Source organism: Pseudomonas sp. SWRI99, assembly GCF_014270125.1.
GTDB lineage: Bacteria > Pseudomonadota > Gammaproteobacteria > Pseudomonadales > Pseudomonadaceae > Aquipseudomonas > Aquipseudomonas hamedanensis.
Genome location: NZ_JABWQR010000019.1, coordinates 101,523 through 121,968, shown reverse-complemented (window position 1 = coordinate 121,968; position 20,446 = coordinate 101,523). Strand labels below are relative to the sequence as shown.

Annotated in this window: 21 protein-coding genes; 6 read left to right on the top strand and 15 right to left on the bottom strand. The window is 60.2% G+C overall.

Going from position 1 to position 20,446, the window contains the following annotated elements; genetic code table 11:
• Positions 1-165: 165 nt before the first annotated feature.
• The 6 genes from msrQ to HU743_RS17000 form a co-directional block, all read right to left on the bottom strand.
• Complete coding sequence (gene msrQ / locus HU743_RS17025; protein ID WP_186649972.1) at positions 166-789, bottom strand: protein-methionine-sulfoxide reductase heme-binding subunit MsrQ; 624 nt, start codon at positions 787-789, stop codon at positions 166-168.
• Positions 789-1,802: a protein-methionine-sulfoxide reductase catalytic subunit MsrP gene (gene msrP, locus HU743_RS17020; RefSeq protein ID WP_186631025.1), complete on the bottom strand. Its 1,014-nt coding sequence runs from the start codon at positions 1,800-1,802 to the stop codon at positions 789-791. Before msrP ends, msrQ begins: the two co-directional genes overlap by 1 nt.
• 63 nt (positions 1,803-1,865) lie before the next feature.
• The gene (gene pssA, locus HU743_RS17015; RefSeq protein WP_186546929.1) at positions 1,866-2,723 is read right to left on the bottom strand and encodes a CDP-diacylglycerol--serine O-phosphatidyltransferase; all 858 of its coding nucleotides are present in this window, start codon (positions 2,721-2,723) and stop codon (positions 1,866-1,868) included.
• 149 nt (positions 2,724-2,872) lie between these two features.
• The gene (ilvC, locus tag HU743_RS17010; protein WP_003228216.1) at positions 2,873-3,889 is read right to left on the bottom strand and encodes a ketol-acid reductoisomerase; all 1,017 of its coding nucleotides are present in this window, start codon (positions 3,887-3,889) and stop codon (positions 2,873-2,875) included.
• Positions 3,890-3,935: 46 nt separating this feature from the next.
• Positions 3,936-4,427 carry an acetolactate synthase small subunit gene (gene ilvN / locus HU743_RS17005; protein ID WP_003176102.1) on the bottom strand — a complete coding sequence of 164 codons (492 nt, stop codon included), beginning with the start codon at positions 4,425-4,427 and terminating at the stop codon, positions 3,936-3,938.
• Positions 4,428-4,429: 2 nt separating this feature from the next.
• Positions 4,430-6,154 carry an acetolactate synthase 3 large subunit gene (locus tag HU743_RS17000; protein WP_186546928.1) on the bottom strand — a complete coding sequence of 575 codons (1,725 nt, stop codon included), beginning with the start codon at positions 6,152-6,154 and terminating at the stop codon, positions 4,430-4,432.
• A gap of 398 nt (positions 6,155-6,552) precedes the next feature.
• Between HU743_RS17000 and HU743_RS16995 the strand changes: the two genes are divergently transcribed.
• Positions 6,553-6,969: a DUF4124 domain-containing protein gene (locus HU743_RS16995; RefSeq protein WP_186649970.1), complete on the top strand. Its 417-nt coding sequence runs from the start codon at positions 6,553-6,555 to the stop codon at positions 6,967-6,969.
• A gap of 114 nt (positions 6,970-7,083) precedes the next feature.
• Here HU743_RS16995 and HU743_RS16990 read toward each other — a convergent pair whose 3' ends face one another.
• Genes HU743_RS16990 through mrcB form a run of 3 tightly spaced genes read right to left on the bottom strand, consistent with a single transcriptional unit; the run spans position 7,084 to position 10,509 of the window.
• Complete coding sequence (locus HU743_RS16990) at positions 7,084-7,419, bottom strand: YqcC family protein (protein WP_186631026.1); 336 nt, start codon at positions 7,417-7,419, stop codon at positions 7,084-7,086.
• Positions 7,419-8,168: a hypothetical protein gene (locus tag HU743_RS16985; protein ID WP_186631027.1), complete on the bottom strand. Its 750-nt coding sequence runs from the start codon at positions 8,166-8,168 to the stop codon at positions 7,419-7,421. The genes HU743_RS16990 and HU743_RS16985 overlap by 1 nt, the downstream gene beginning before the upstream one ends.
• Before the next feature lie 16 nt (positions 8,169-8,184).
• Positions 8,185-10,509 (bottom strand): penicillin-binding protein 1B, encoded by a 2,325-nt coding sequence (gene mrcB / locus HU743_RS16980; protein WP_186649969.1) that lies wholly within the window; start codon positions 10,507-10,509, stop codon positions 8,185-8,187.
• Between the two features lie 117 nt (positions 10,510-10,626).
• Between mrcB and HU743_RS16975 the strand changes: the two genes are divergently transcribed.
• From HU743_RS16975 to HU743_RS16960, 4 genes are all read left to right on the top strand, one after another.
• Positions 10,627-12,183: an AAA family ATPase gene (locus tag HU743_RS16975; protein WP_186649968.1), complete on the top strand. Its 1,557-nt coding sequence runs from the start codon at positions 10,627-10,629 to the stop codon at positions 12,181-12,183.
• Between the two features lie 91 nt (positions 12,184-12,274).
• Positions 12,275-12,619 carry a pentapeptide repeat-containing protein gene (locus tag HU743_RS16970; RefSeq protein ID WP_186546922.1) on the top strand — a complete coding sequence of 115 codons (345 nt, stop codon included), beginning with the start codon at positions 12,275-12,277 and terminating at the stop codon, positions 12,617-12,619.
• A 284-nt stretch (positions 12,620-12,903) separates the two neighbouring features.
• Entirely contained in the window at positions 12,904-13,176 is a 273-nt protein-coding gene (locus tag HU743_RS16965) for a TfoX/Sxy family protein (RefSeq protein WP_064392505.1), read from the top strand.
• 15 nt (positions 13,177-13,191) lie between these two features.
• Positions 13,192-13,980: a cyclic nucleotide-binding domain-containing protein gene (locus HU743_RS16960; protein ID WP_186649966.1), complete on the top strand. Its 789-nt coding sequence runs from the start codon at positions 13,192-13,194 to the stop codon at positions 13,978-13,980.
• A gap of 233 nt (positions 13,981-14,213) precedes the next feature.
• Here the strand turns inward: HU743_RS16960 and HU743_RS16955 are convergent, their stop codons facing one another.
• From HU743_RS16955 to HU743_RS16940, 4 genes are read right to left on the bottom strand one after another with little or no spacing between them, the layout of a single operon-like run.
• Positions 14,214-15,065: a ChaN family lipoprotein gene (locus HU743_RS16955; RefSeq protein ID WP_186649964.1), complete on the bottom strand. Its 852-nt coding sequence runs from the start codon at positions 15,063-15,065 to the stop codon at positions 14,214-14,216.
• A 21-nt stretch (positions 15,066-15,086) separates the two neighbouring features.
• Positions 15,087-15,854, bottom strand: coding sequence for a heme ABC transporter ATP-binding protein (locus HU743_RS16950; protein WP_186649962.1), 768 nt, complete (start codon positions 15,852-15,854; stop codon positions 15,087-15,089).
• Positions 15,854-16,837 (bottom strand): iron ABC transporter permease, encoded by a 984-nt coding sequence (locus HU743_RS16945; protein ID WP_186546937.1) that lies wholly within the window; start codon positions 16,835-16,837, stop codon positions 15,854-15,856. The genes HU743_RS16950 and HU743_RS16945 overlap by 1 nt, the downstream gene beginning before the upstream one ends.
• 50 nt (positions 16,838-16,887) lie before the next feature.
• Positions 16,888-17,760 carry an ABC transporter substrate-binding protein gene (locus tag HU743_RS16940; protein ID WP_186649960.1) on the bottom strand — a complete coding sequence of 291 codons (873 nt, stop codon included), beginning with the start codon at positions 17,758-17,760 and terminating at the stop codon, positions 16,888-16,890.
• 163 nt (positions 17,761-17,923) lie between these two features.
• Between HU743_RS16940 and HU743_RS16935 the strand changes: the two genes are divergently transcribed.
• Positions 17,924-18,241, top strand: coding sequence for a Rieske (2Fe-2S) protein (locus HU743_RS16935; protein WP_186623550.1), 318 nt, complete (start codon positions 17,924-17,926; stop codon positions 18,239-18,241).
• On the opposite strand, the gene sfsA is transcribed toward HU743_RS16935, so the two are convergent.
• Complete coding sequence (gene sfsA / locus HU743_RS16930) at positions 18,238-18,951, bottom strand: DNA/RNA nuclease SfsA (protein WP_186631033.1); 714 nt, start codon at positions 18,949-18,951, stop codon at positions 18,238-18,240. The genes HU743_RS16935 and sfsA overlap by 4 nt on opposite strands.
• Positions 18,951-20,120, bottom strand: a complete 1,170-nt coding sequence (locus tag HU743_RS16925) for a pyridoxal phosphate-dependent aminotransferase (RefSeq protein WP_186649958.1) — start codon at positions 20,118-20,120, stop codon at positions 18,951-18,953. Before HU743_RS16925 ends, sfsA begins: the two co-directional genes overlap by 1 nt.
• Positions 20,121-20,446: the final 326 nt, after the last annotated feature.

Sequence of the window (20,446 nt, the reverse complement as noted above, 5' to 3'; positions counted from 1 at the left end):
TGAAAGCGCCAAGCATCACTGCCCTTTCAACTCCTTCCAGGCCTCGATGATCTGAAGCAAGCCGCTGTCGAAAACTGTGTAACTCTTTGAATATCAAGGAGTTTTCCGTTTCGACTGCGCCGGAAGTGGGGCGAATTATAGACTTCCAGAATCTGCCGTCAACCGTTAATTTTGCTTTTCTTGAAGATTTTGCCTTTTAGCCAATAAACGCGGGATTCGACGTGTAACGGGAGGCAGCCGCAACAAGAGAAGCGCACTGCCTATAAAGGCATAGATCGCCCACTCCTTGAGATCGGCACGCACAATCCACAGCATGTGCAGCAACCCCAAGCCCAGAATCACATAGGCCAACCGGTGCAGTTTTTTCCAACGAATCCCCAATCGCCGCTGACTGTAGCGATTGGAAGTCACCGCCAGCGCCAACAATCCCAGAAAAGCCAACGCTCCGACAATAATGTACGGCCGCTTGCGCAGCTCAACCCCCAACTGCGACCAATCGAACCCCAGGATAAAAGCCATATAGCTACATAAGTGCAGAACCACATACGCAAAACACCAAAGCCCCAGCTGCCGGCGAACGGCAATCCACCCCGCCCACCCGGTCAGTTTCTGCAAAGGGGTCATGCTCAGCGTGATCAACAACAATACCAGCGTCCCCAGCCCCAACCGATCTACCAGCACCTTACCCGGATCAGGCCCGAGCAAATCCGCAAAAGCCTGATAGAACCACAGCAACGGCCAGATCGCCGCCGCAATGAAAACGCCCACTCGCCAGAACGGATAACGCATCAGTAGTTCTTCCGCAGATCGAGCCCTGTATATAAAGAAGCGACTTCTTCCGAGTAGCCGTTAAACATTTGCGTGTCACGCACATTCGGTTTGAACAGACTGTTCGGCAATCGCCGCTCCCGTGCCTGGGTCCAGCGCGGGTGATCAACCGTCGGATTCACATTGGCATAGAAGCCGTACTCATCCGCGGCGATGCTTTGCCAGGTTGTCTTCGGCTGCTCACTGACCAGGCTGATCCGCACGATAGACTTCACGCTTTTAAAGCCATATTTCCACGGCACCACCAACCGCAGCGGTGCGCCGTTCTGATTCGGCAGTTCTCGGCCATACATACCCACAGCGAGGATTGCCAGCGGGTTCATTGCCTCGTCCAGACGCAAGCCTTCGACATAGGGCCAGTCAATCAAGGCGAACCCGGAGCGCTGTCCGGGCATGCTCTTGGGATCCTGCAAGGTTTCGAAGCGGATGTATTTGGCCTTTGAAGTCGGCTCGACTTGCTTGAGCAACGCCGAGATGGGGAAACCAATCCAGGGAATGACCATCGACCACGCCTCGACACAGCGCAGGCGATAGATACGTTCCTCCAGTTGATAAGGCTTCATGAAATCTTCAAGCGCATAGCGTCCCGGCTTACCCACCTCTCCGTCTATCACCACGCTCCACGGTTCGGTTTTCAGCGATCCGGCGTTCGCCGCCGGGTCGCCCTTGTCAGTACCGAACTCATAAAAGTTGTTGTAGTGAGTAGCGTCCTTATAAGGCGTGATTGCCTCATCCTTGACGCTGACCGCGCCCCACTGGGTAGAAGGAAGCTTTTCGGCGAACCAGGCCGGCGCTTTGCCCGGTTCAACATCGGAGTAACGAGAAGGATCCGCGGCACTGGCCCAACGCGGCAGGCTGCTGACAGCAATACCGGCGGCGGTAGCACCGAGCAGTTGGCGACGGGAAAGATAGATGGATTCGGGCGTGACATCCGACTCATGGCAGTCAGATGCTTTGGGGATCTTGATCAACATGACAACTCCGCAGCTTTGGAGGACAGGTGCACCCATAGACTGCGGAGTATGCGGGAAATTACATCACTCGGCGTTTTTGTGACGACGAAGGCGCAACAGATATTGCACCGGGCCGGAAGCAGCGTAGGCGAGGAACACCAGCAGCAGAATGCGCGGCGGATCGCTGAACACAACCGCGAACACCAGCACCACGGCGAGAATCGCCACGAACGGCACACGCCCTTTCAAGTCCAGCTCCTTGAAGCTGTTGTACTTGATGTTGCTGACCATCAACATGCCGGCCGCCGCCACCATCAACGCAACCAGGAACGACATCTTCGAACCCTGAATGCCATAGTCACTGAATGCCCAGACGATACCCGCCACCACACCCGCAGCTGCCGGACTGGCCAGACCGATGAAGTAGCGCTTGTCTGCCGTACCCACTTGAGTGTTGAAACGCGCCAGACGCAACGCCGCGCCAGCTACATAAATGAAGGCGACCATCCAGCCGACCTTGCCCATGTCACCCAATGCCCAGCCGAAAGCCAGCAATGCAGGCGCGACGCCGAAAGCAACCATGTCTGACAGGGAGTCATATTCGGCGCCGAATGCGCTTTGCGTGTTGGTCATGCGTGCAACCCGACCGTCGAGGCCGTCGAGCACCATGGCAACGAAAATCGCGATCGCGGCGAACGCGAAGTACTTGCTCGCATTCGCCGAGTCGCCGGCACTCAAGGCCGCCTGGGCGCTCATCGAGTTGATGATGGAATAGAACCCTGCGAACAGGTTAGCGGTGGTGAACAGGTTCGGCAGCAGATAGATACCACGATGCCGGACTTTACGACCTTCAGCGTCGTGCCCTTCTTCGATGTGTTCATCGATGGGCAGGAGGCTTTCGGCGTCGGAAGCCTTGTTCGGCTCTTCGGGACGTTCGCTCATGGACATTACCTTGCAACGGTGTGGAAAAAATTCGACAGAGGCTTGAGGACGACAGTTCGGCCACAAACGATGCAGCTTTATACCAGAACCGCCGTCTCAAACGAAAAAACGCGGCCAGGGCCGCGTTTTTTCATACAAGGGACGCTGACTCAGTTTTTGGCTTTGTCGACGATCTTGTTGGCACCGATCCACGGCATCATGGAGCGCAGTTGCTCGCCGATGATTTCGATACCGTGAGCGGCGTTGTTACGACGCTTGGCGGTCATCGAAGGGTAGCCGGTTGCGCCTTCGCTGATGAACATTTTGGCGTATTCGCCGTCCTGAATACGTTTCAGGGCGTTGCGCATGGCCTGACGGGATTCGGCGTTGATGACTTCCGGACCGGTCACGTACTCGCCGTACTCGGCGTTGTTGGAGATCGAGTAGTTCATGTTGGCGATACCGCCTTCGTACATGAGGTCAACGATCAGCTTCAGTTCGTGCAGGCATTCGAAGTAGGCCATTTCCGGCGCGTAGCCAGCTTCAACCAAGGTTTCGAAACCGGCTTTGACCAGCTCAACGGTGCCGCCGCACAGAACGGCTTGTTCGCCGAACAGGTCGGTTTCAGTCTCGTCCTTGAAAGTGGTTTCGATGATGCCGGTACGGCCGCCACCAACGCCAGCGGCGTAGGACAGTGCAACGTTTTTCGCGTTGCCCGAGGCGTCCTGGTAGATCGCGATCAGGTCAGGGATACCGCCGCCCTTGACGAACTCGGAACGCACGGTATGGCCCGGGGCTTTCGGCGCGATCATGATCACGTCGAGGTCGGCACGCGGAACAACCTGGTTGTAGTGGATCGCGAAGCCGTGGGAGAAGGCCAGGGTGGCGCCTTTCTTGATGTTCGGCTCGATTTCGTTCTTGTACAGCGAGGACTGGAATTCGTCCGGGGTCAGAATCATGACCAGGTCGGCAGCCGCCACAGCGGAAGCAACGTCGGTCACTTTCAAGCCGTGAGCTTCGGCTTTGGCAACGGTGGCCGAACCTTTACGCAGACCGACGGTAACGTCGACACCGGAGTCTTTCAGGTTGCACGCTTGAGCGTGGCCCTGGGAGCCGTAACCGATGATGGCAACTTTCTTGCCCTGGATGATCGACAGGTCGCAGTCTTTATCGTAGAAAACTTTCATGAATTTCCCCTTATATCCGGCCGTTCAGGCCATGCGCTAATTTGGTTTAGATGCTGAGTACTTTGTCGCCGCGGGCAATGCCGGTCACGCCGCTACGGACGGTTTCCAGAATCGAAGCGGTGCCGATGGACTGAATGAAGCTGTCGAGCTTGTCGCTGGTACCGGTCAATTGAACGGTATACACGCTGGCGCTGACATCGACGATCTGTCCACGGTAGATATCGGTGGTGCGTTTGATCTCGGCGCGCTGGGCGCCAGTGGCCTTGACCTTGACCAGCATCAGTTCGCGTTCGATGTGAGCGCTTTCCGACAGGTCCACCAGCTTGACCACTTCGATCAGCTTGTTCAGGTTTTTGGTGATCTGCTCGATGACCTCATCGTGGCCCACGGTGGTCAGCGTCAGACGCGACAGGGTCGGGTCTTCGGTCGGGGCCACGGTCAGGCTTTCGATGTTGTAGTTGCGCTGCGAGAACAGGCCGACCACGCGAGACAGAGCGCCGGGTTCGTTTTCCAGAAGCAAGGAAATAATGTGCCGCATGATTAGGTACGCTCCGTCTTGCTCAGCCACATATCGCGCATGGAGCCGTCTTTGATCTGCATCGGGTAGACGTGCTCGCTGGTGTCGACCGAAACATCGATGATCACCAGACGATCCTTCATGGCGAACGCTTCGGCCATCTTCGCCTTCAAATCTTTCGATTCGGTGATGCGTACGCCAACGTGGCCGTAAGCTTCAGCCAGCTTGATGAAGTCAGGCAGCGATTCCATGTAGGAGTGCGAGTGACGGCTGCCGTAGCTCATGTCCTGCCACTGGCGAACCATGCCCAGCACACCGTTGTTGAGGATGACGATTTTTACCGGCAAGCCATACTGCAGGCAGGTCGACAGCTCCTGGATGTTCATCTGGATACTGCCTTCACCGGTGACGCAGGCAACGTCGTCGTCGGGGAAGCTCAGCTTGATGCCCATCGCCGCCGGCAGACCAAAGCCCATCGTGCCCAGGCCACCGGAGTTGATCCAGCGGTTCGGCTTGTTGAACGTGTAGTACTGCGCCGCGAACATCTGGTGCTGACCGACGTCGGAGGTCACAAAAGCGTCGCCCTTGGTCACTTCGCAGAGGGTCTCGATCACGGTCTGCGGCTTGATCTTGCTGCCGTCGCCCTTTTCATAAGGGAACAGGCCACGATCGCCACGCCATTCATCTACCTGCTTCCACCAGCTGGCCACGGACTCCTTGTTCGGGGTCTCGCCGATTTCCTTGAGGATTGCGACCATTTCGGTCAGGACGCTCTCGACCGGACCGACGATTGGCACGTCGGCCTTGATGGTCTTGGAGATTGACGCCGGGTCGATGTCGATGTGGATGATCTTGGCGTTCGGGCAGAATTTCGCCGGGCCGTTGATCACGCGATCGTCGAAGCGCGCGCCGACGGCCAGGATCACATCGGCATGGTGCATCGCCAGGTTGGCGGTGTAGCTGCCGTGCATGCCGAGCATGCCGATGAACTGACGGTCAGTGCCAGGGAAACCGCCCAGGCCCATCAAGGTGTTGGTCACCGGCAAATTGAGCATTTTGGCCAGTTCGGTCAGCGGTGCGGAACCGTTGCCGAGGATCACGCCGCCACCCGAGTAGAGCACCGGGCGCTTGGCCGCCAGCAGCATTTCGGCCGCCTTGCGGATTTGCCCGGAGTGACCGCGAACGGCCGGGCTGTAGGAACGCAGCTTGGCTTTTTTCGGGAAGATGTATTCGAACTTCTCGGCCGGGTTGGTCATGTCTTTCGGGATATCGACCACGACCGGGCCCGGACGACCGGATTGCGCCAGGTAGAATGCCTTCTTCATGACTTCCGGGATTTCCGAAGCGTGCTTGATCATGAAGCTGTGCTTCACGATCGGCCGGGAGATACCGATCATGTCGGTTTCCTGGAACGCGTCGGTGCCGACCATGGTGCTGGGCACCTGACCGGAAATGATCACCATTGGAATCGAGTCCATATAGGCGGTGGCGATACCGGTGATGGCGTTTGTGGCGCCAGGACCTGATGTCACCAGTACCACGCCGGCTTTACCGGTGGCACGGGCGTAGCCGTCAGCCATATGGGTTGCCGCTTGTTCGTGACGAACCAGGATGTGAGTCACTTCCGGTTCTTTGAACAGGGCATCGTAAACATGCAGGAGAGCACCACCCGGGTACCCGTAAATGTATTTGACGCCTTCGTCACGCAAAAAGCGGACGAGCATCTCACCGCCAGATAAAAGCTCCACGTTGTTCACCTCTAAAACGCCAGAATACCGTCCACAAAAAGGGGCGGGTCTTAATAGGTTTACTTCTCGGCAGAGCATGAGCGACGGTGGTCGCCGACTACGTCAGCACTGACTGAGCAAGTATTGGGATCGTCCCAAGTGTTGCGGGCCTTTCCCACCCAGCGCGAGGTAACGCGTTGCGGGTGTAACAGGTCGGCGCGGATGTGCGCCTCATGATCTACCGAGTGGGTCTGCTTCTGGCAGTCCCTCTACAGCGGACTTTGGATTCTTCTGTTTCGCCCTCTGCAAGTCAAGTCGTCTGTGTGGTTAATTGTGGGTAAGCACATGAGAACGCAAGAAAAAACCTGAAAAGCGCTACTCTGTTAGCGTCAATTGCGCATTTTCAGCAAGGAATCAGCATGCGAACGCTCCTCCTGACTCTGTTAGTCTGCCTCAGCCCCTGGTGCTCGGCCGCTCAAATCTACAAATGGGTCGACGCCCAGGGTGTCACGCATTTCGATGCGCAGCCGCCTCAGGGGCAACCGTCCACCACCGTGCAAACGCCCTCCTCGCCCGCGCCGAAACCAGCGCCGATGTCGGGCGGCGGGGTAATCGGTAATCAGAAAACCATCGATGACAAGGTCAAGAAACAGGTCGCCGAACAGCAGGCGCAGCTCAAGGCATTTTGCGAACAGGCACGCACGAATCTGGCGCAACTGCAGAACAATCCGCGATTGCGTGAGGAGGTCGAGGGTGATTTGCGGCGCCTTGACGACGCGCAACGTCAGGAGCGCATTGTCGAAGCGAAGAAGCAGATTGCCGAGAATTGCTCGTAATCGCTGCGAAGGAGCTGTGTAGGAGCTGCCGAAGGCTGCGATCTTTTGACTTGTTTGAAGAGCAAGATCAAAAAATCGCAGCCTCGTTGCACTCGTCAGCTCCTACGGTCGCGTTCAGCGTGAAGCAGTGATCAGCAGGTCAAACTCTTTAAGCAGCACCTGCAACTGACGATCCTTGCCGCCAAGATTGCGCTGGGCAAATACCATTTCAGCCATTTCCTGAATCCCCGAGGCGTTCGGCAACGGCAGATCCTGTTCGAGGATCATCTTCATGCGTGGCAGGAAGATCCATTGCAGCCATTGCTCGAAGTCCAGCGTGTCGACCGAAAACGGCTCGACACTGCTGAGTGCTTCAGCCGACGGCGGGACCTCATCCCACCAGCCCTGGGTACGCAGTTCACGCTCGATCAGCAAAAGCTGATCGGCGATTTTCGGGAAACGCGCATCCATCACAGCGAAACCTTGGCCTTCTGACGGGCCAGTGCGGCGCCGGCGGAATCGCCTTGCTTCTCACGGGCCTGAGCGATGATGTCCCACAGGCTGGCTTGCAGATCTGGGCGGCCGTTGGCCATGGTCAGTGCACGACGGGCGAATTGCTCGGCCTGCGGCGCATCGCCCTGGGCCATACGCACCTGCGCCAAACGGTAGAGCACTTGCGGCTCGCGCGGCGCCACACGTTGCGCACGCTCCAAACTGGACGACGCACCGTTGAGGTCGCCACCGGCCTGCTGCTGTTGCGCGGTGGTCAACAGGGCGAGCACCGGGCCGTCCAGTTGTTCGTCAGCCGACAGACCGCCGCCACTGCTGGCCGAAGGGATGCCACTAGGCGACGACGGCATGCTGTAGCTGCCAGAATTGACCGGCGCCGAGTCCACCGCCGAGGGGTTATACGGACCAGGCGTGATGCCGCCGGATGCGGGGCCGGGCACGATTGGCGAACTGCTGATCGGCGCCGAAGTGGTCGCGCCACCACCGGGCACCATGACCACGACACCGGTATCGCCCTGAGGAATCGCCTGAGTCTGGCCCTGTACCGGACGCTTCACCGTCGTTTGACGGAAACCGCCGTTGGCCGAAATGCGTTCGCTGTTGGACACGGCGGTACCGGAGTCGACCACCGGAATCGAACCACGCTGTACGGTAGAGCAGCCGCTGAGCAAAGCCACGGCGGTCACCGCTGGAATCAACCACTTGTTCACTTGAAACCCTCTTTGCTTAATTCATCCAGCCCTTGACCCAATCCATCACCGACTCGCCGGAAGCGGGCGTTTCGCTCGCACACGCGGCGCCGGGTGGCGGTTCGCTGCCGCGAATATACGGCATCTGCACGGCCCCCGGGCAGTTGGCGTCAGAGCCCTGACCGGTACGTGAATCGACCCACGCCTGGACGACGTTGTCCGGCTGCGGCATGTCCAGCGGCAGCGGGTCGGCCTTGCGCATGAAACTGCTCCAGACTTGCAACGCACCGGTCGCCCCGGTGAACGGCGTCTTGCCGTTGTCATCACGTCCGAGCCAGACCACCGCCAGCAGATCCTGACTGAACCCGGCGAACCAGCTGTCGCGCGAGTCGTTACTGGTACCGGTCTTGCCCGCCAGCGTCAGGGTCTTGGGCAGCACGTTATAAACCGAACTGCCGGTACCTTCACGCATCACCCGCTGCATGGCGTTCTGGATCAGGTAAATCGAGGCCGGATCGAAACGCTGTTCGATCTGGAACGGATAACGCTTGAGCGGCTCGCCATCGGCCGTCAGTACGCTGCGAATCCCGCGCATCGGCGTGTTGAAACCGCCATTGGCCAGGGTCTGGTACATCGTCGCCACTTCGATCGGGGTCATGCCGCCCGCACCCAGCAGCATCGACGGGAACGCCGGAAACTCACGCGTCACGCCCAGTCGAGCGAGGGTCTTGAGCACATTCGGCACGCCGACTTCCAGGCCCAGGCGCGAGGTCGACAGGTTGTAGGAATGCGCCAGGCCCTGGTAGAGGAACACCGTGCCATGGGAGCGACGATCGTAGTTCTGCGGCTTCCACACCTGACCGTTCGCACCCTTGACCGACAGCGGGTCGTCCGACAGCCAACTGGTCAGCGTGTACTGGCTCGGTTTTTCCAGCGCGGTCAGATACACCGCTGGTTTGATCAACGAGCCAATCGGCCGCACGGCATCCAGCGCACGGTTGAAACCGGCGTAGCTGGCCTGACGGCTGCCGATCATTGCCTGGACTTCACCGGTTTCCGGATTGGTCACGACCATTGCCGCTTCCACGTCATCGGAACCCTTGCGCCCGGCCAGACGCTTGAAGGTGTCGTTGACCGAGGCCTCGGCCTTCATCTGCAGAATCGGATCGAAACTGGTGAAGATGCGCAGGCCTTCTTCGGTCAAGTCTTCGTCACGATAGTCTTCACGCAACTGACGTTTGACCAGATCGATAAAGCCGGGGAAAGAGCTGTCGGCGAGCTTGCCGCGGGTCGTCACGCCCAGCGGCATTTTTTTCGCCGCTTCGACTTGCTCCGCAGTGGCCACGCCTTGCTGCTCAAGCACGTCGAGTACCAGGTTACGCCGTTCAAGGGCACGTTCCGGATTGCGTCGCGGGTTGTAGTAGGACGGACCTTTGACCATGCCGACCAGCAACGCAACCTGATGCAGCTTCAATTCGGACAAGGGCTGGCCGAAGAAGAACTGGCTGGCCAGACCGAAACCGTGCACCGCACGCTGCCCGTCCTGACCGACGAAGACTTCATTGAGGTAAGCCTCAAGAATTTCCTTCTTGTCGTAATGCAGCTCCAGCAACATCGCCATCATTGCTTCGGTGAGCTTGCGGCTCAGGCTGCGTTCGCTGGTCAGGTAGAAGTTTTTCACCAACTGCTGGGTCAGCGTACTGCCACCCTGGGTCATCTTGCCGCCGGAGGTGTTGATCCACACCGCACGGGCAATCGACTTCGGCGACACACCCCAATGGCTATAGAAGTCGCGGTCTTCGACGGCGACCAGGGTTTCGAGCAGATACGGCGGCACCTGATCGAGCTTGATCAGGATGCGGTCTTCAAGATTTTTCGGGTAAATGCCTCCGATCAGCAGCGGCTCCAGACGCACCACCGACAATTTCGAGCCGTTGGTCGCCGACAGCTCCGCCACGTAATCGCCGGAGAAACGCACACGCACCGGCTGGGCTTTTTCCAGGCCTTCGTAGAACTGGAAGCCACGGGTATTCAGATCGACCGTATTGCCGCTGACGGCGGCGGCGCCGGGACCGTTGCTCACGGCTTCGCGGCGATAGCCGAGGGCGTCGAGTTCGGTGAGGAAATCGTCCTTACTGAGCTTCTGTCCGACGAACAGCTCAAGCGGGCGCGCATAGACCTTGGCCGGGATGGTCCAGCGCTTGCCGGAGAACTTCTCCTGCACCACGGCATCGAGGTAGACGGCGAAGCCGGCCAGCACTACAAGGCCGACCAGACTGAGTTTAATGGCCCAGCTCAACCACGGGCTCATGCCCTTGGCTGGTGGTTTTTTCTTGGTACGGGGGGATCGGGATCGAGTCATGGCGGCGGATTATACGCACTTTATTGATCCTCAACAGGCACGCTCCGAGGTTTGCGTCAGGCGGGCAAGCAGCCATAATGGCCGCCTCGAATCTCCCCCGTCTCTGAAGGATCGCCCGTGAGCCAGTCCCTGATCGCTGCCCTGCAAAACCCGGCCCTCTACCCGCATCCCGTCGAAGGGTTCCAGGTCATCGAAACCCATATCTCGTGGGTGATTCTCACCGGGCCCTTTGCCTATAAAGTGAAGAAGCCGGTGAATTTCGGCTTCCTCGACTTTACCGGCCTGGACGCCCGCGCACATTTCTGCGCCGAAGAGCTGCGCCTGAATCAGCGTCTGACCGATGATTTGTATCAGGAGGTGTTGCCAGTCACCGGCAGCGTCGAAGCACCGCAATTGGGCGGCGACGGCCCGGCCATCGAATACGTGCTGAAGATGCGTCAGTTCCCACAGACCGGTTTGCTCAGCACCCTTCAGGCCAACGGCGAGCTGACCACTCAGCACATCGATGCGATGGCCGAGCAGATTGCGCACTTCCACCTCAACGCACCAAAAGTCCCGGCCGAACACGACGCCGGCACCCCGGACAGCGTGATGGCGCCGGTGCGGCAGAATTTCGAACAGATCCTGCCGTTCCTCAGCGACAAGAACGACCTGCTGCAACTTGAAGCCTTGCAAGCCTGGGCCGAAAGCAGCTTCGAGCGCCTCAAGCCGCTGCTCGCCCAGCGCAAGGCTGACGGTTTCACCCGCGAATGCCACGGCGACATTCATTTGGGCAACGCCACCGTGATCGATGACAAGGTGGTGATTTTCGACTGCATCGAATTCAACGAACCCTTCCGCTTCACCGACGTCTACGCCGACACTGCGTTCCTGGCGATGGACCTGGAAGACCGCGGACTGAAATCCCTGGCCCGGCGTTTCATCAGCCAGTATCTGGAACTGACCGGCGACTACCAGGGCCTGGAAGTGTTGAACTTCTATAAAGCCTATCGCGCGTTGGTGCGCGCCAAGGTGGCCTTGTTCAGCATGCCGGCGGACGCCACGGCGGTGCAGCGCGCCACTACCCTGCGCCAGTACCGCAACTATGCCAACCTCGCGGAGAGCTACAGCACCATTCCTTCGCGCTTCATGGCGATCACCCACGGCGTCTCCGCGGTCGGCAAGAGCCACGTGGCGATGCGCCTGGTCGAAGCGCTGGGCGCGATTCGTCTGCGTTCCGACGTCGAGCGCAAGCGCCTGTTCGGTGAACAGACCGTTGCCAATGACGTGCAGGCCGGCATTTACAGCGCCGAGGCCAGCGCCGCGACCTACGCGCATCTGCATGAAATCGCCGAAGTGATCCTGCACGCCGGTTTCCCGGTAGTGATTGATGCCACCTACCTCAAGCGAGACCAACGTGACAGCGCTGCAAAAATCGCCGAGGCCACCGGCACGCCATTCTTGATTCTCGACTGCAACGCCCCACAAGCGGTCATCGAGAGCTGGCTGGCGCTGCGTCAGGCCGATCAAAAGGATCCGTCCGACGCCACCCTGGCAGTGATCGCAGCGCAGCAGGCCAACCGCGAAGCGCTGACGCCGGAAGAAATCCTCCGTAGCAAGCGCGTGCAGACCAATGAATCCGGCACGCTGGACACCGTGGTCGCGCAGATCCGTCAGCGCCTGCCAGGTCTGTAAGAAACTATTTCGGCCGTGAAGCCCTCGCTCGCTTCACGGCCGCTAAATAGTGGCACTATACTGGCGCCATAAAACCAACAGGTGATCTGACATGAGCCAGCCGAAACTTCTCGACACCCCGCTGTATGCCTTGCTGCACAAAGATGACATCGCCGGTTTCAACAAGGAGCGTCCACAGGACGGCCCGATTGACATGGTCGGCGGTGATTTCCGTGGCCTCGACCTGCGTGAACTGAACGCCGATGGTGTGGATTTCCGGGACGCCTACTTTCGCTCCGCCGATCTGCGTGGCATCGATTTCCGCAAGGCTTCGCTCGAAGGCGCGAGCCTGGCCCACGCACAGATTTCCGGTGCGTACTTCCCGCCGGAGCTGAGCGCGGACGAGATTCTCATGTCGATGAATTTCGGCACGCGGTTGCGGTATCGCACGCGCTGAGATTCATGTTCAGCACCTGACACTACCCCCCATGTAGGAGTGAGCCTGCTCGCGATAGCGGTTTAACATTCAGCAAATGTGCTGTCTGTCAGTCCGTCATCGCGAGCAGGCTCACTCCTACAGTTATATGTGTTACGCCACGCCCTTCTGCGTTCGCCAGATCTTTCCTCCCCTTCTTAGAAGCATTTGCGTCGAATCCGACCAAACAACCACGCTTTTCCTACTGATGGCTACACTCCTGAGAAGCTCGCCCACGCTCCATTCGGCCGTCGCAAGGAGGCTTGATGAATGATGAACTGCAACACCTGAAAAATCTTGGCAAGACGTCGGCGCAATGGCTGCATGCCGTGGGCATCCACAGCGCCTCGGACTTGCGGCGCCTGGGCGCGGTGGACGCCTATCGGGCCGTGCGTACCCGTGGGTTTCGTGCATCGAAGGTGTTGTTGTATGCGATCGAAGGCGCGCTGATGGATGTGCACTGGAACGACATCCCCGCCGAACGCAAGGACGCCCTGAACAAGCAGCTCGATGCCATCTCTTCACGCCACAAGAATTGAGCGGGCCTTGTCGTCATGTATGTACTGGGGGAACAATCGGCGCACGCCGATACCTTGATCAATCGTTTGCAAAATCTGCCCGCGCAATGGCTGCTGGGTCTGACACCGTGCGGGCCATTGCTCGAACTGCAGGCAACGGAAGACCTGATGGCGCAGTTGCCCGCCGACCAGTTGTTTCTGCTGGAGGACGGCGTGATCAACGGCGGTATCGGCACGCGGGTGCTGTTTTATTGGCAGGAAGGCGATCTGATTGGTCTCCAGCAAGGTGAGGCCTGGGCCGACTGCCGCTTGTGCGCAGAGGGACCATTGCGCTTGCTGCCCTACAGACGCAGCGAGGTGTTCCTGCACTTGTTTGCCGACAGCGGCCGTTGCGAGCAGTTTTTGCAATATCTGCTGGGACAGATGGCACTTCTGGCCCACGCCGTCGCTGACCTCAAGCCCCGAGAATTTCGCAGTACCCACGGTTTCAAACGGGTAGAAGCCGGGGAAACCCTGATCCGTCAGGGGGACGCCGCCGATCATGTATTTGTGATCATCGACGGGCACGCCGAGGCGTTTGTGGACGGGCACAAGGTCGGTGAAGTGCTTAAGGACGAGATCTTCGGCGCCATGGCGCTGTTCACGGGCGAGCCACGCAATGCCACGGTCGTCGCGCGCGAGCCGAGTACCGTCATGCTGATTCCCGGCGATCATTTTTTGAGCATGACCCGCACCAACCCGAAGATTGCCCACAGCCTGATCGAGAGCATGGCGCGACGCATCGGCCAATTGAACCGGCAACTCACGGCACCGCTCGATCGGTAATGCCGATCCCTTGGTTTTCGCGGGATGACGGGCCACTTCAACGCCTGAAACAAATAAATACGGAATCAGCTGTTGACTCGGTAATGAGAATCGCTATGATTATCACAACTGGTCGCGAGATCAGTCGATATTCTGAAAAGCCCTTGGTTCGGACTCTCAGATTATCTCCTCATCAGGCTAATCACGGTTATTTGACCCGGTTTTTACCGGGTCTTTTTTTGCCTGTGGAAAAGTCATCGGGCTAGCTGTTGACGCATCTGTGCACAATAATCCTGCGCTGGCATGGCAGCGGTGTACCAGACGTAATCGGCCATCGCCTGCGTGACTTCGGCGCCCCGCTCGGCCAGCATCAGCACGCTCGGGGCCTGCGCGGCGCCCAGGTCGAGCATGTGCAGCGGCACGCCGACATCCTTGCGGGCGTGCCATGCACCGGCCAACAGAATCGAAGGATGCGGCGCCGCCATCAGCCGTTCGGCCATGCGCCGGTCGCGCTGCTGCTGAACAGCAAGCATCGCCGGCATTTGCGACTCGGGCAGCAGACCACAGTGGGAATCGCTGATTTGCGCCAGCAACGTCGCCTTCACCGCCTCAGCATTGCTGAGCGGGCCGTTCAAAGCGGGTGGATTGCGATAGACGCTACGGATCTCGGCGTTATCAAGGTTTGCCGCCAGCAGCGGATACGGTTGTGCGAGCGCGAACCGCACAACCGGCCCGTAAAGCTTCCAGTCCCAGCCTTCCTGCCAGGCCAAGGCAGCGGGAAGATCCGCAGGGAGCGCGGCGGACTGGCGCAACCTGTCGATCCTGGGCTGTTGATCGGGCGTAAGCATTTCCAGCAACAGACTGCCTTGCGCGCGCTGCTCACCCAGCGCCTGCAAGAGCCATAACTGCACCGCGTGGTGCTCGGCATTGTCATGCTGCTCGCCGACAATCACTCGCTCGGCGCTGGCCAGGCGCTGAATCAGCGCTTGCGCCGTCAGCACCTGGCCGCTGCGCAAATCGCGAATCTCGCCGTCGACGGGCGGCGGCGCAACAACATGCTGGCACCCGGCAAGCCACACCACCGCCAACAGCCACATCCGGCGCATGCAATCTCCTCGACATTCCAGTCAGCGGGCGATGATCAGCGGATGCCCGCGCTCCGGGTGCGGTTGCACCAACACGTCCAGCCCGAACACGGCCTTGAGCGAATCCGGGCGCAACACTCGCTCAGGCGTGTCCAGCGCTACCGGGCGCCCAGCTTCAAGCAGCAAGACCCGGTCACAATAACGCGCCGCCAGATTCAAATCATGCAGGATGACCAGTACCGCCGCGCCACGGCCGGCAAACTCGCGCACCGCGTGCAAGGTCGTGTGCTGATGCAGCGGGTCGAGCATCGACGTCGGCTCATCCAGCAGTAGCGTTTGCCCCGCCTGCCCCGGCCAGAGCTGGGCCAGCACCCGCGCCAGATGCACGCGCTGGCGCTCGCCACCCGACAACGCCAGATAACTGCGGCCGCTCAGGTGCCCGGCATCTGCCGCGGCCAGCGCGGCGGCGATAATCTCGTCATCGCGCACCCGACCGCTCTGATAAGGCAACCGGCCCATGCCGACCACTTCCTCGACACGAAAGGCGAAATCCAGCGTCGATGCCTGCGGCAGCACCGCCAGACGCTGCGCCCGCTGTGTGCCGCTCCAATGACTCAACCCGTGCCCATCGAGGCAAACCGCGCCTGAGCTGGGCGCCAACTCACCGCACAAGGCTGCGAGCAAGGTACTTTTACCGGCACCGTTCGGCCCGAGTACGCCAAGCACTTCGCCCGGTTCGAGCTGGAGCGTGACGTCACTGAGCACAACCTTGCGGCCACGCTGAACGTGCAGATGGTCGGCGCGCAACATCAGGCTCGCCCTCGCAGCAACAGGTAAAGAAAAAACGGCGCACCGATAAACGCCGTGACGATACCGATCGGCAACTCCGCCGGCGCCAGCGCCAGACGCGCCACCAGATCGGCCAGCAACAGCAGGCTCGCGCCGGCCAGTACCGAGGCCGGGAGCAACACGCGATGATCGGGACCGGACAACAAGCGCACCAGATGCGGCACCACCAGCCCGACAAAACCGATCATCCCCGCCGCCGCCACCGCCGCGCCAACACCCAGCGCGGTGCAAAACACCAACTCGCGCTTGAGTCGCTCGACATCGATGCCCAGATGCCCGGCCTCGGACTCACCCAGCAGCAAGGCATTGAGTGCCTTGGCCCGGCGCGGCAACCACGCTGCCACCGCGGCGCTGATGATCAGCAATGGCCACAGCCGCGCGTAACTGGCGCCATTAAGGCTGCCAAGGTTCCAGAACGTCAGCGTGCGCAACGTCGCATCGTCGGCCAGATACGTGAACAGCCCGACCGCCGAACCGGCCAGAGCCGTCAGCGCGATGCCCGCCAGGAGCATGGTCGCCACATGGGTCTGACCATTACGCCGGCCGAGCCGATAAACCAGCGCCGTTACACCAAGCCCGCCGAGAAATGCGCACACCGACAATAAATAGGGGCCGAACGCTTCCGGCAAACCGCCAAAAAAAGAGCCGCCGACAATCGCCACCGCAGCACCCAGCGCCGCACCACTGGACACCCCGACCAGCCCCGGGTCCGCCAGCGGATTGCGAAACAGTCCCTGCATCGCCACGCCGGACAACGCCAGCACCCCGCCAACCGCCAGCCCGAGCAACGTACGCGGCAGACGAATCTGCCCGACGATCAACTCAGCCTGCTCCAAACCTTCCGGCGCCAACGGCACGCCGAGCATGCGCAGTGCCGCGCGCAGCGTATCGAACAGCGGCAGGCTGACCGGTCCCAGCGCCAGTGACAGCCAGATCGCCAGCAAACACAGGAGCGCCAGGCCAATGAACAGCGCGCGAGGTTTGACCAATCTGGTCATTGATCGCTCTTGGCCGGATAGAAACTGTCCGACAAGGTTTTCAACGCTGCCGGCAGACGTGGTCCAAGCCCGCCGACCAGCAACGTCGGATCCAGCTCCAGCACGCGCCCGGCCTTGGCCGCACGACTGCCGGCAAGGATCGGGTTTTCCTTGAACAACGCAGCTTTTGCCGCCTCACCGGTAAGTGCCCGATCAGCAAAAACCAGCACTTGCGGATCGAGACCGGCGAGTGCCTCTACCGAAAACGCCTTGTAGCCGGTGTGCATCGCCAGGTTATGCCCGCCCGCCTGTTGCAGCAGCCAATCGGCCGCGGTGTCCTTGCCGGCGATCAATGGCTTGCCGCCGGCATGCCCGAGCAACAGCAGAACGCCCGGGGCTTTCTGTCGAGTTTGCGCTCGAGCGACTCGCGCCTCTTGCGCAGCGAGTTGCTGTTGATACGTTTGCAGCAACCGCGCCGCCTGTTGTTCCGCACCGAGCAGTTGCCCGAGTTGCGTCAGCGTATTTTCCAGCGTGGGCAGGTCAGGCTCGGCCGAGAACAACTGCACCTGCACCTTGGCCGCTTTCACCTGTGCAAGCACCGGCGGCGGGCCCATTTCCTCCGTGCCGATCAGAATGTCCGGGCGCAGGCTCAAGATGCCCTCGGCGGACAGGCTGCGCTGATAACCGATGCTCGGCAGTGCCTTCAGCGATTGCGGATGCTGGCTGGTGGTGTCGACACCCACCAGTTTCGATTCGCCGCCCAGCGCGCTGACCCATTCCGACAACGCGCCGCCAGCACTGACCCAGCGTTGCGGCAAATCCGCCGCTGCGGCCTGGTGGCTGACAAACAGGCCGACACACAGCACAGCAACGCGAGCACTCAGGCGCATACACAGCTTCCTTGAATAAGGTTTCCCGGGCATCCGGACGGCAGGCCAAGTATCCTCGGCCTCTGCCCGATCCCCGTGGGAGAAGGCCGCCATTTGATAATTGTTTGCATTTAAACGTCAAGCTCGGACATATCCAGACACGAGCGGACACTTGAGGATAGCCATGAAGTTTCTCTGCGCCGGGGTCGATCTGGTCGAGGCCGGTAGTCGCGGTTTTGATATCGACGGGAAAAAGCTGTTTGCCGTGCGACGTGGCGGGCAGGCCTATGTCTACCTCAACCGCTGCCCGCACCGAGGCGTCGGGCTGGAATGGCAACCCGACCAGTTTCTCGATCCGAGCAACAGTCTGATCCAGTGCGCCACCCACGGCGCCCTGTTTCTGATCGAGGACGGTGAATGCGTCGCCGGCCCCTGCGCCGGGCAAGCGTTGACGGCGATTGCCTGCCGCGAAGATGCGCAAGGGCTGTGGATCGACGTTTAACCGTTGAGCAATACGTCGAGACGCCGATCAATGACCAGCTCTTGATGATCCAGGCGCACGCCATACGCCAGCACCTCGACGCCACAAGCGACCGCTTCGAGAAGCGCATCGGCGTAGGCCGAGTCGATTTCCCTGGCCGGACGCACGGCCTCAATCCCGGTGAGATTGACGCAATACAACTGCACCGCACGAATACCGTCCCGTGCCAGATGCGCCAGCTCACGCAAATGCTTGGCGCCGCGCTGGGTCACCGCATCGGGAAACGCGGCCACGGCCGTACCGTCGAAGCCCAGCGTGACGCTTTTCACTTCGATATAAGCCGGGCCACTGGGGTATTCGAGGCGGAAATCGATGCGGCTCTTTTCCTGCCCGTAAGCCACTTCCCGCTTCAAAGCAGTAAACCCGGCCAATTCGGTAATGACGCCGGCCTGCAACGCTTCCTCGACCAGTCCGTTGGCGCGCCCGGTGTTCACGCAAAACAAGCGGCCCTGCGGGGTTTCGCCGATTTCCCAAGTGCCGGGCAATTTGCGTTTCGGGTCGTTGGAGCGACTGAACCAGACTTGTCCGCCCTCGACCTGGCAATTGAGCATCGAACCGGTGTTCGGGCAGTGGATGGTCAGCAATTCGCCGCTGACGGTTTCGATGTCAGCGAGAAAGCGCTTGTAACGGCGGATCAGCCGCGCCTGTTCCAGCGGTGGATAAAAACGCATCAGTTTTGCCAGCTCTTCAAACCACGGGCGATGCGCTCCACCGCTTCCTGCAAGCGCGCAAGGTTTTGCGTGTAGGCGAACCGCACATGGTGGCTGGCCTGATAGCGGCCAAAATCCAGGCCTGGGGTGAAGGCCACGTGTTCTGTTTCGAGGAAATGTTGGCAGAACGCGAAGGCATCGCCGCCAAACTGGCTGATATCGGCATAAAGATAGAAAGCGCCTTCAGGCTCGACGGCAATGTTGAAGCCCAGCTCGCGCAACGCCGGCAGGAGGAAATCCCGTCGGCGGCCGAATTCAGCGCGGCGTTCCTCGAGAATCGTCAGCGTATCGGGCTCAAAACAGGCCAGAGCCGCGTGCTGCGCCATGCTCGGCGCGCTGATGTAGAGGTTTTGTGCAAGTTTTTCCAGTTCGCCGACCGCCGCGTCCGGCGCCACCAGCCAGCCGAGACGCCAGCCGGTCATACCGAAGTACTTGGAAAAACTGTTCAGGACAAACGCATTGTCATCGACTTCGAGCACGCTGGCGGCATCGGTGCCGTACGTCAGACCGTGGTAGATCTCATCCACCACCAAATGGCCGTGCCGCGCCTTGATGGCTGTGGATAACCCGGCCAGCTCGGCACGGGTCAGAATCGTCCCGGTCGGGTTGGCCGGCGAGGCGACCAGCGCGCCGACACTATCATGGTCCCAGTGCCGCTCGACGAGGTCCGGGGTCAGTTGATAGCGCACGTCCGGCCCGACCGGCACCAACTGCGCCGCACCTTCAACCAGACGCAAAAAGTGCCGGTTACACGGATAGCCCGGATCCGCCAGCAGCCAGTGCTTGCCGGGATCGACCAGTAACGCGCTCGCGAGCAGCAGCGCGCCAGAACCACCGGGCGTGATCAGGATCCGGCGCGGATCGATATTCAAGCCGTAGCGCGACTGGTAAAACCCGGAAATCGCCTCACGCAGCTCAGGAATGCCGCGCGCCGCGGTGTAACGGGTCTTGCCCGCCGTCAGCGCGGCTTGCCCGGCGCGAATGATCGGCTCGGCAGTGGTGAAGTCCGGCTCGCCGATTTCCAGGTGAATCACATCGTGACCGTCGGCCTGCAGTTCGTTGGCCCGCGCCAGCAGCGCCATTACATGGAACGGTTCGATCGCACGACTGCGCGCACTGTAGGGGGCCATTGGATTGCCTTCGACGGAAAAAAGAGTCGATTCTACCCATCTACCGGAACGAGCGAGAACCCGCAGCGGTCACAGCCTCAAGAACACTGGACTGTAACGAGATGAGCGTTCGCTCCAGGATTGACTAAAATCAGTGATTGAACAGGTCTGCATCCCACCAGACACGACTTGCCAAACATCTGCAAGCGCCACCCGCCGGGGCCTCGACATCCGGGAGTAGCGCAGGCTGATTTGATCTGGTAAGTTCGCCCGCTTGCAGTCGCAGGGCCGGCAGGTGTCGGTGATGGAGCTTCCTGCGCAATGGATTACAAGAGTAGAGGCGGTCT

Coding starts and splice junctions, on each gene's coding strand:
- msrQ (WP_186649972.1), bottom strand. CDS start 789: ATGCGTTATCCGTTCTGGCGAGTGGGCGTTTTCATTGCGGCGGCGATC.
- msrP (WP_186631025.1), bottom strand. CDS start 1,802: ATGTTGATCAAGATCCCCAAAGCATCTGACTGCCATGAGTCGGATGTC.
- pssA (WP_186546929.1), bottom strand. CDS start 2,723: ATGAGCGAACGTCCCGAAGAGCCGAACAAGGCTTCCGACGCCGAAAGC.
- ilvC (WP_003228216.1), bottom strand. CDS start 3,889: ATGAAAGTTTTCTACGATAAAGACTGCGACCTGTCGATCATCCAGGGC.
- ilvN (WP_003176102.1), bottom strand. CDS start 4,427: ATGCGGCACATTATTTCCTTGCTTCTGGAAAACGAACCCGGCGCTCTG.
- HU743_RS16995 (WP_186649970.1), top strand. CDS start 6,553: ATGCGAACGCTCCTCCTGACTCTGTTAGTCTGCCTCAGCCCCTGGTGC.
- HU743_RS16990 (WP_186631026.1), bottom strand. CDS start 7,419: ATGGATGCGCGTTTCCCGAAAATCGCCGATCAGCTTTTGCTGATCGAG.
- mrcB (WP_186649969.1), bottom strand. CDS start 10,509: ATGACTCGATCCCGATCCCCCCGTACCAAGAAAAAACCACCAGCCAAG.
- HU743_RS16970 (WP_186546922.1), top strand. CDS start 12,275: ATGAGCCAGCCGAAACTTCTCGACACCCCGCTGTATGCCTTGCTGCAC.
- HU743_RS16965 (WP_064392505.1), top strand. CDS start 12,904: ATGAATGATGAACTGCAACACCTGAAAAATCTTGGCAAGACGTCGGCG.
- HU743_RS16960 (WP_186649966.1), top strand. CDS start 13,192: ATGTATGTACTGGGGGAACAATCGGCGCACGCCGATACCTTGATCAAT.
- HU743_RS16955 (WP_186649964.1), bottom strand. CDS start 15,065: ATGCGCCGGATGTGGCTGTTGGCGGTGGTGTGGCTTGCCGGGTGCCAG.
- HU743_RS16950 (WP_186649962.1), bottom strand. CDS start 15,854: ATGTTGCGCGCCGACCATCTGCACGTTCAGCGTGGCCGCAAGGTTGTG.
- HU743_RS16940 (WP_186649960.1), bottom strand. CDS start 17,760: ATGCGCCTGAGTGCTCGCGTTGCTGTGCTGTGTGTCGGCCTGTTTGTC.
- HU743_RS16935 (WP_186623550.1), top strand. CDS start 17,924: ATGAAGTTTCTCTGCGCCGGGGTCGATCTGGTCGAGGCCGGTAGTCGC.
- sfsA (WP_186631033.1), bottom strand. CDS start 18,951: ATGCGTTTTTATCCACCGCTGGAACAGGCGCGGCTGATCCGCCGTTAC.
- HU743_RS16925 (WP_186649958.1), bottom strand. CDS start 20,120: ATGGCCCCCTACAGTGCGCGCAGTCGTGCGATCGAACCGTTCCATGTA.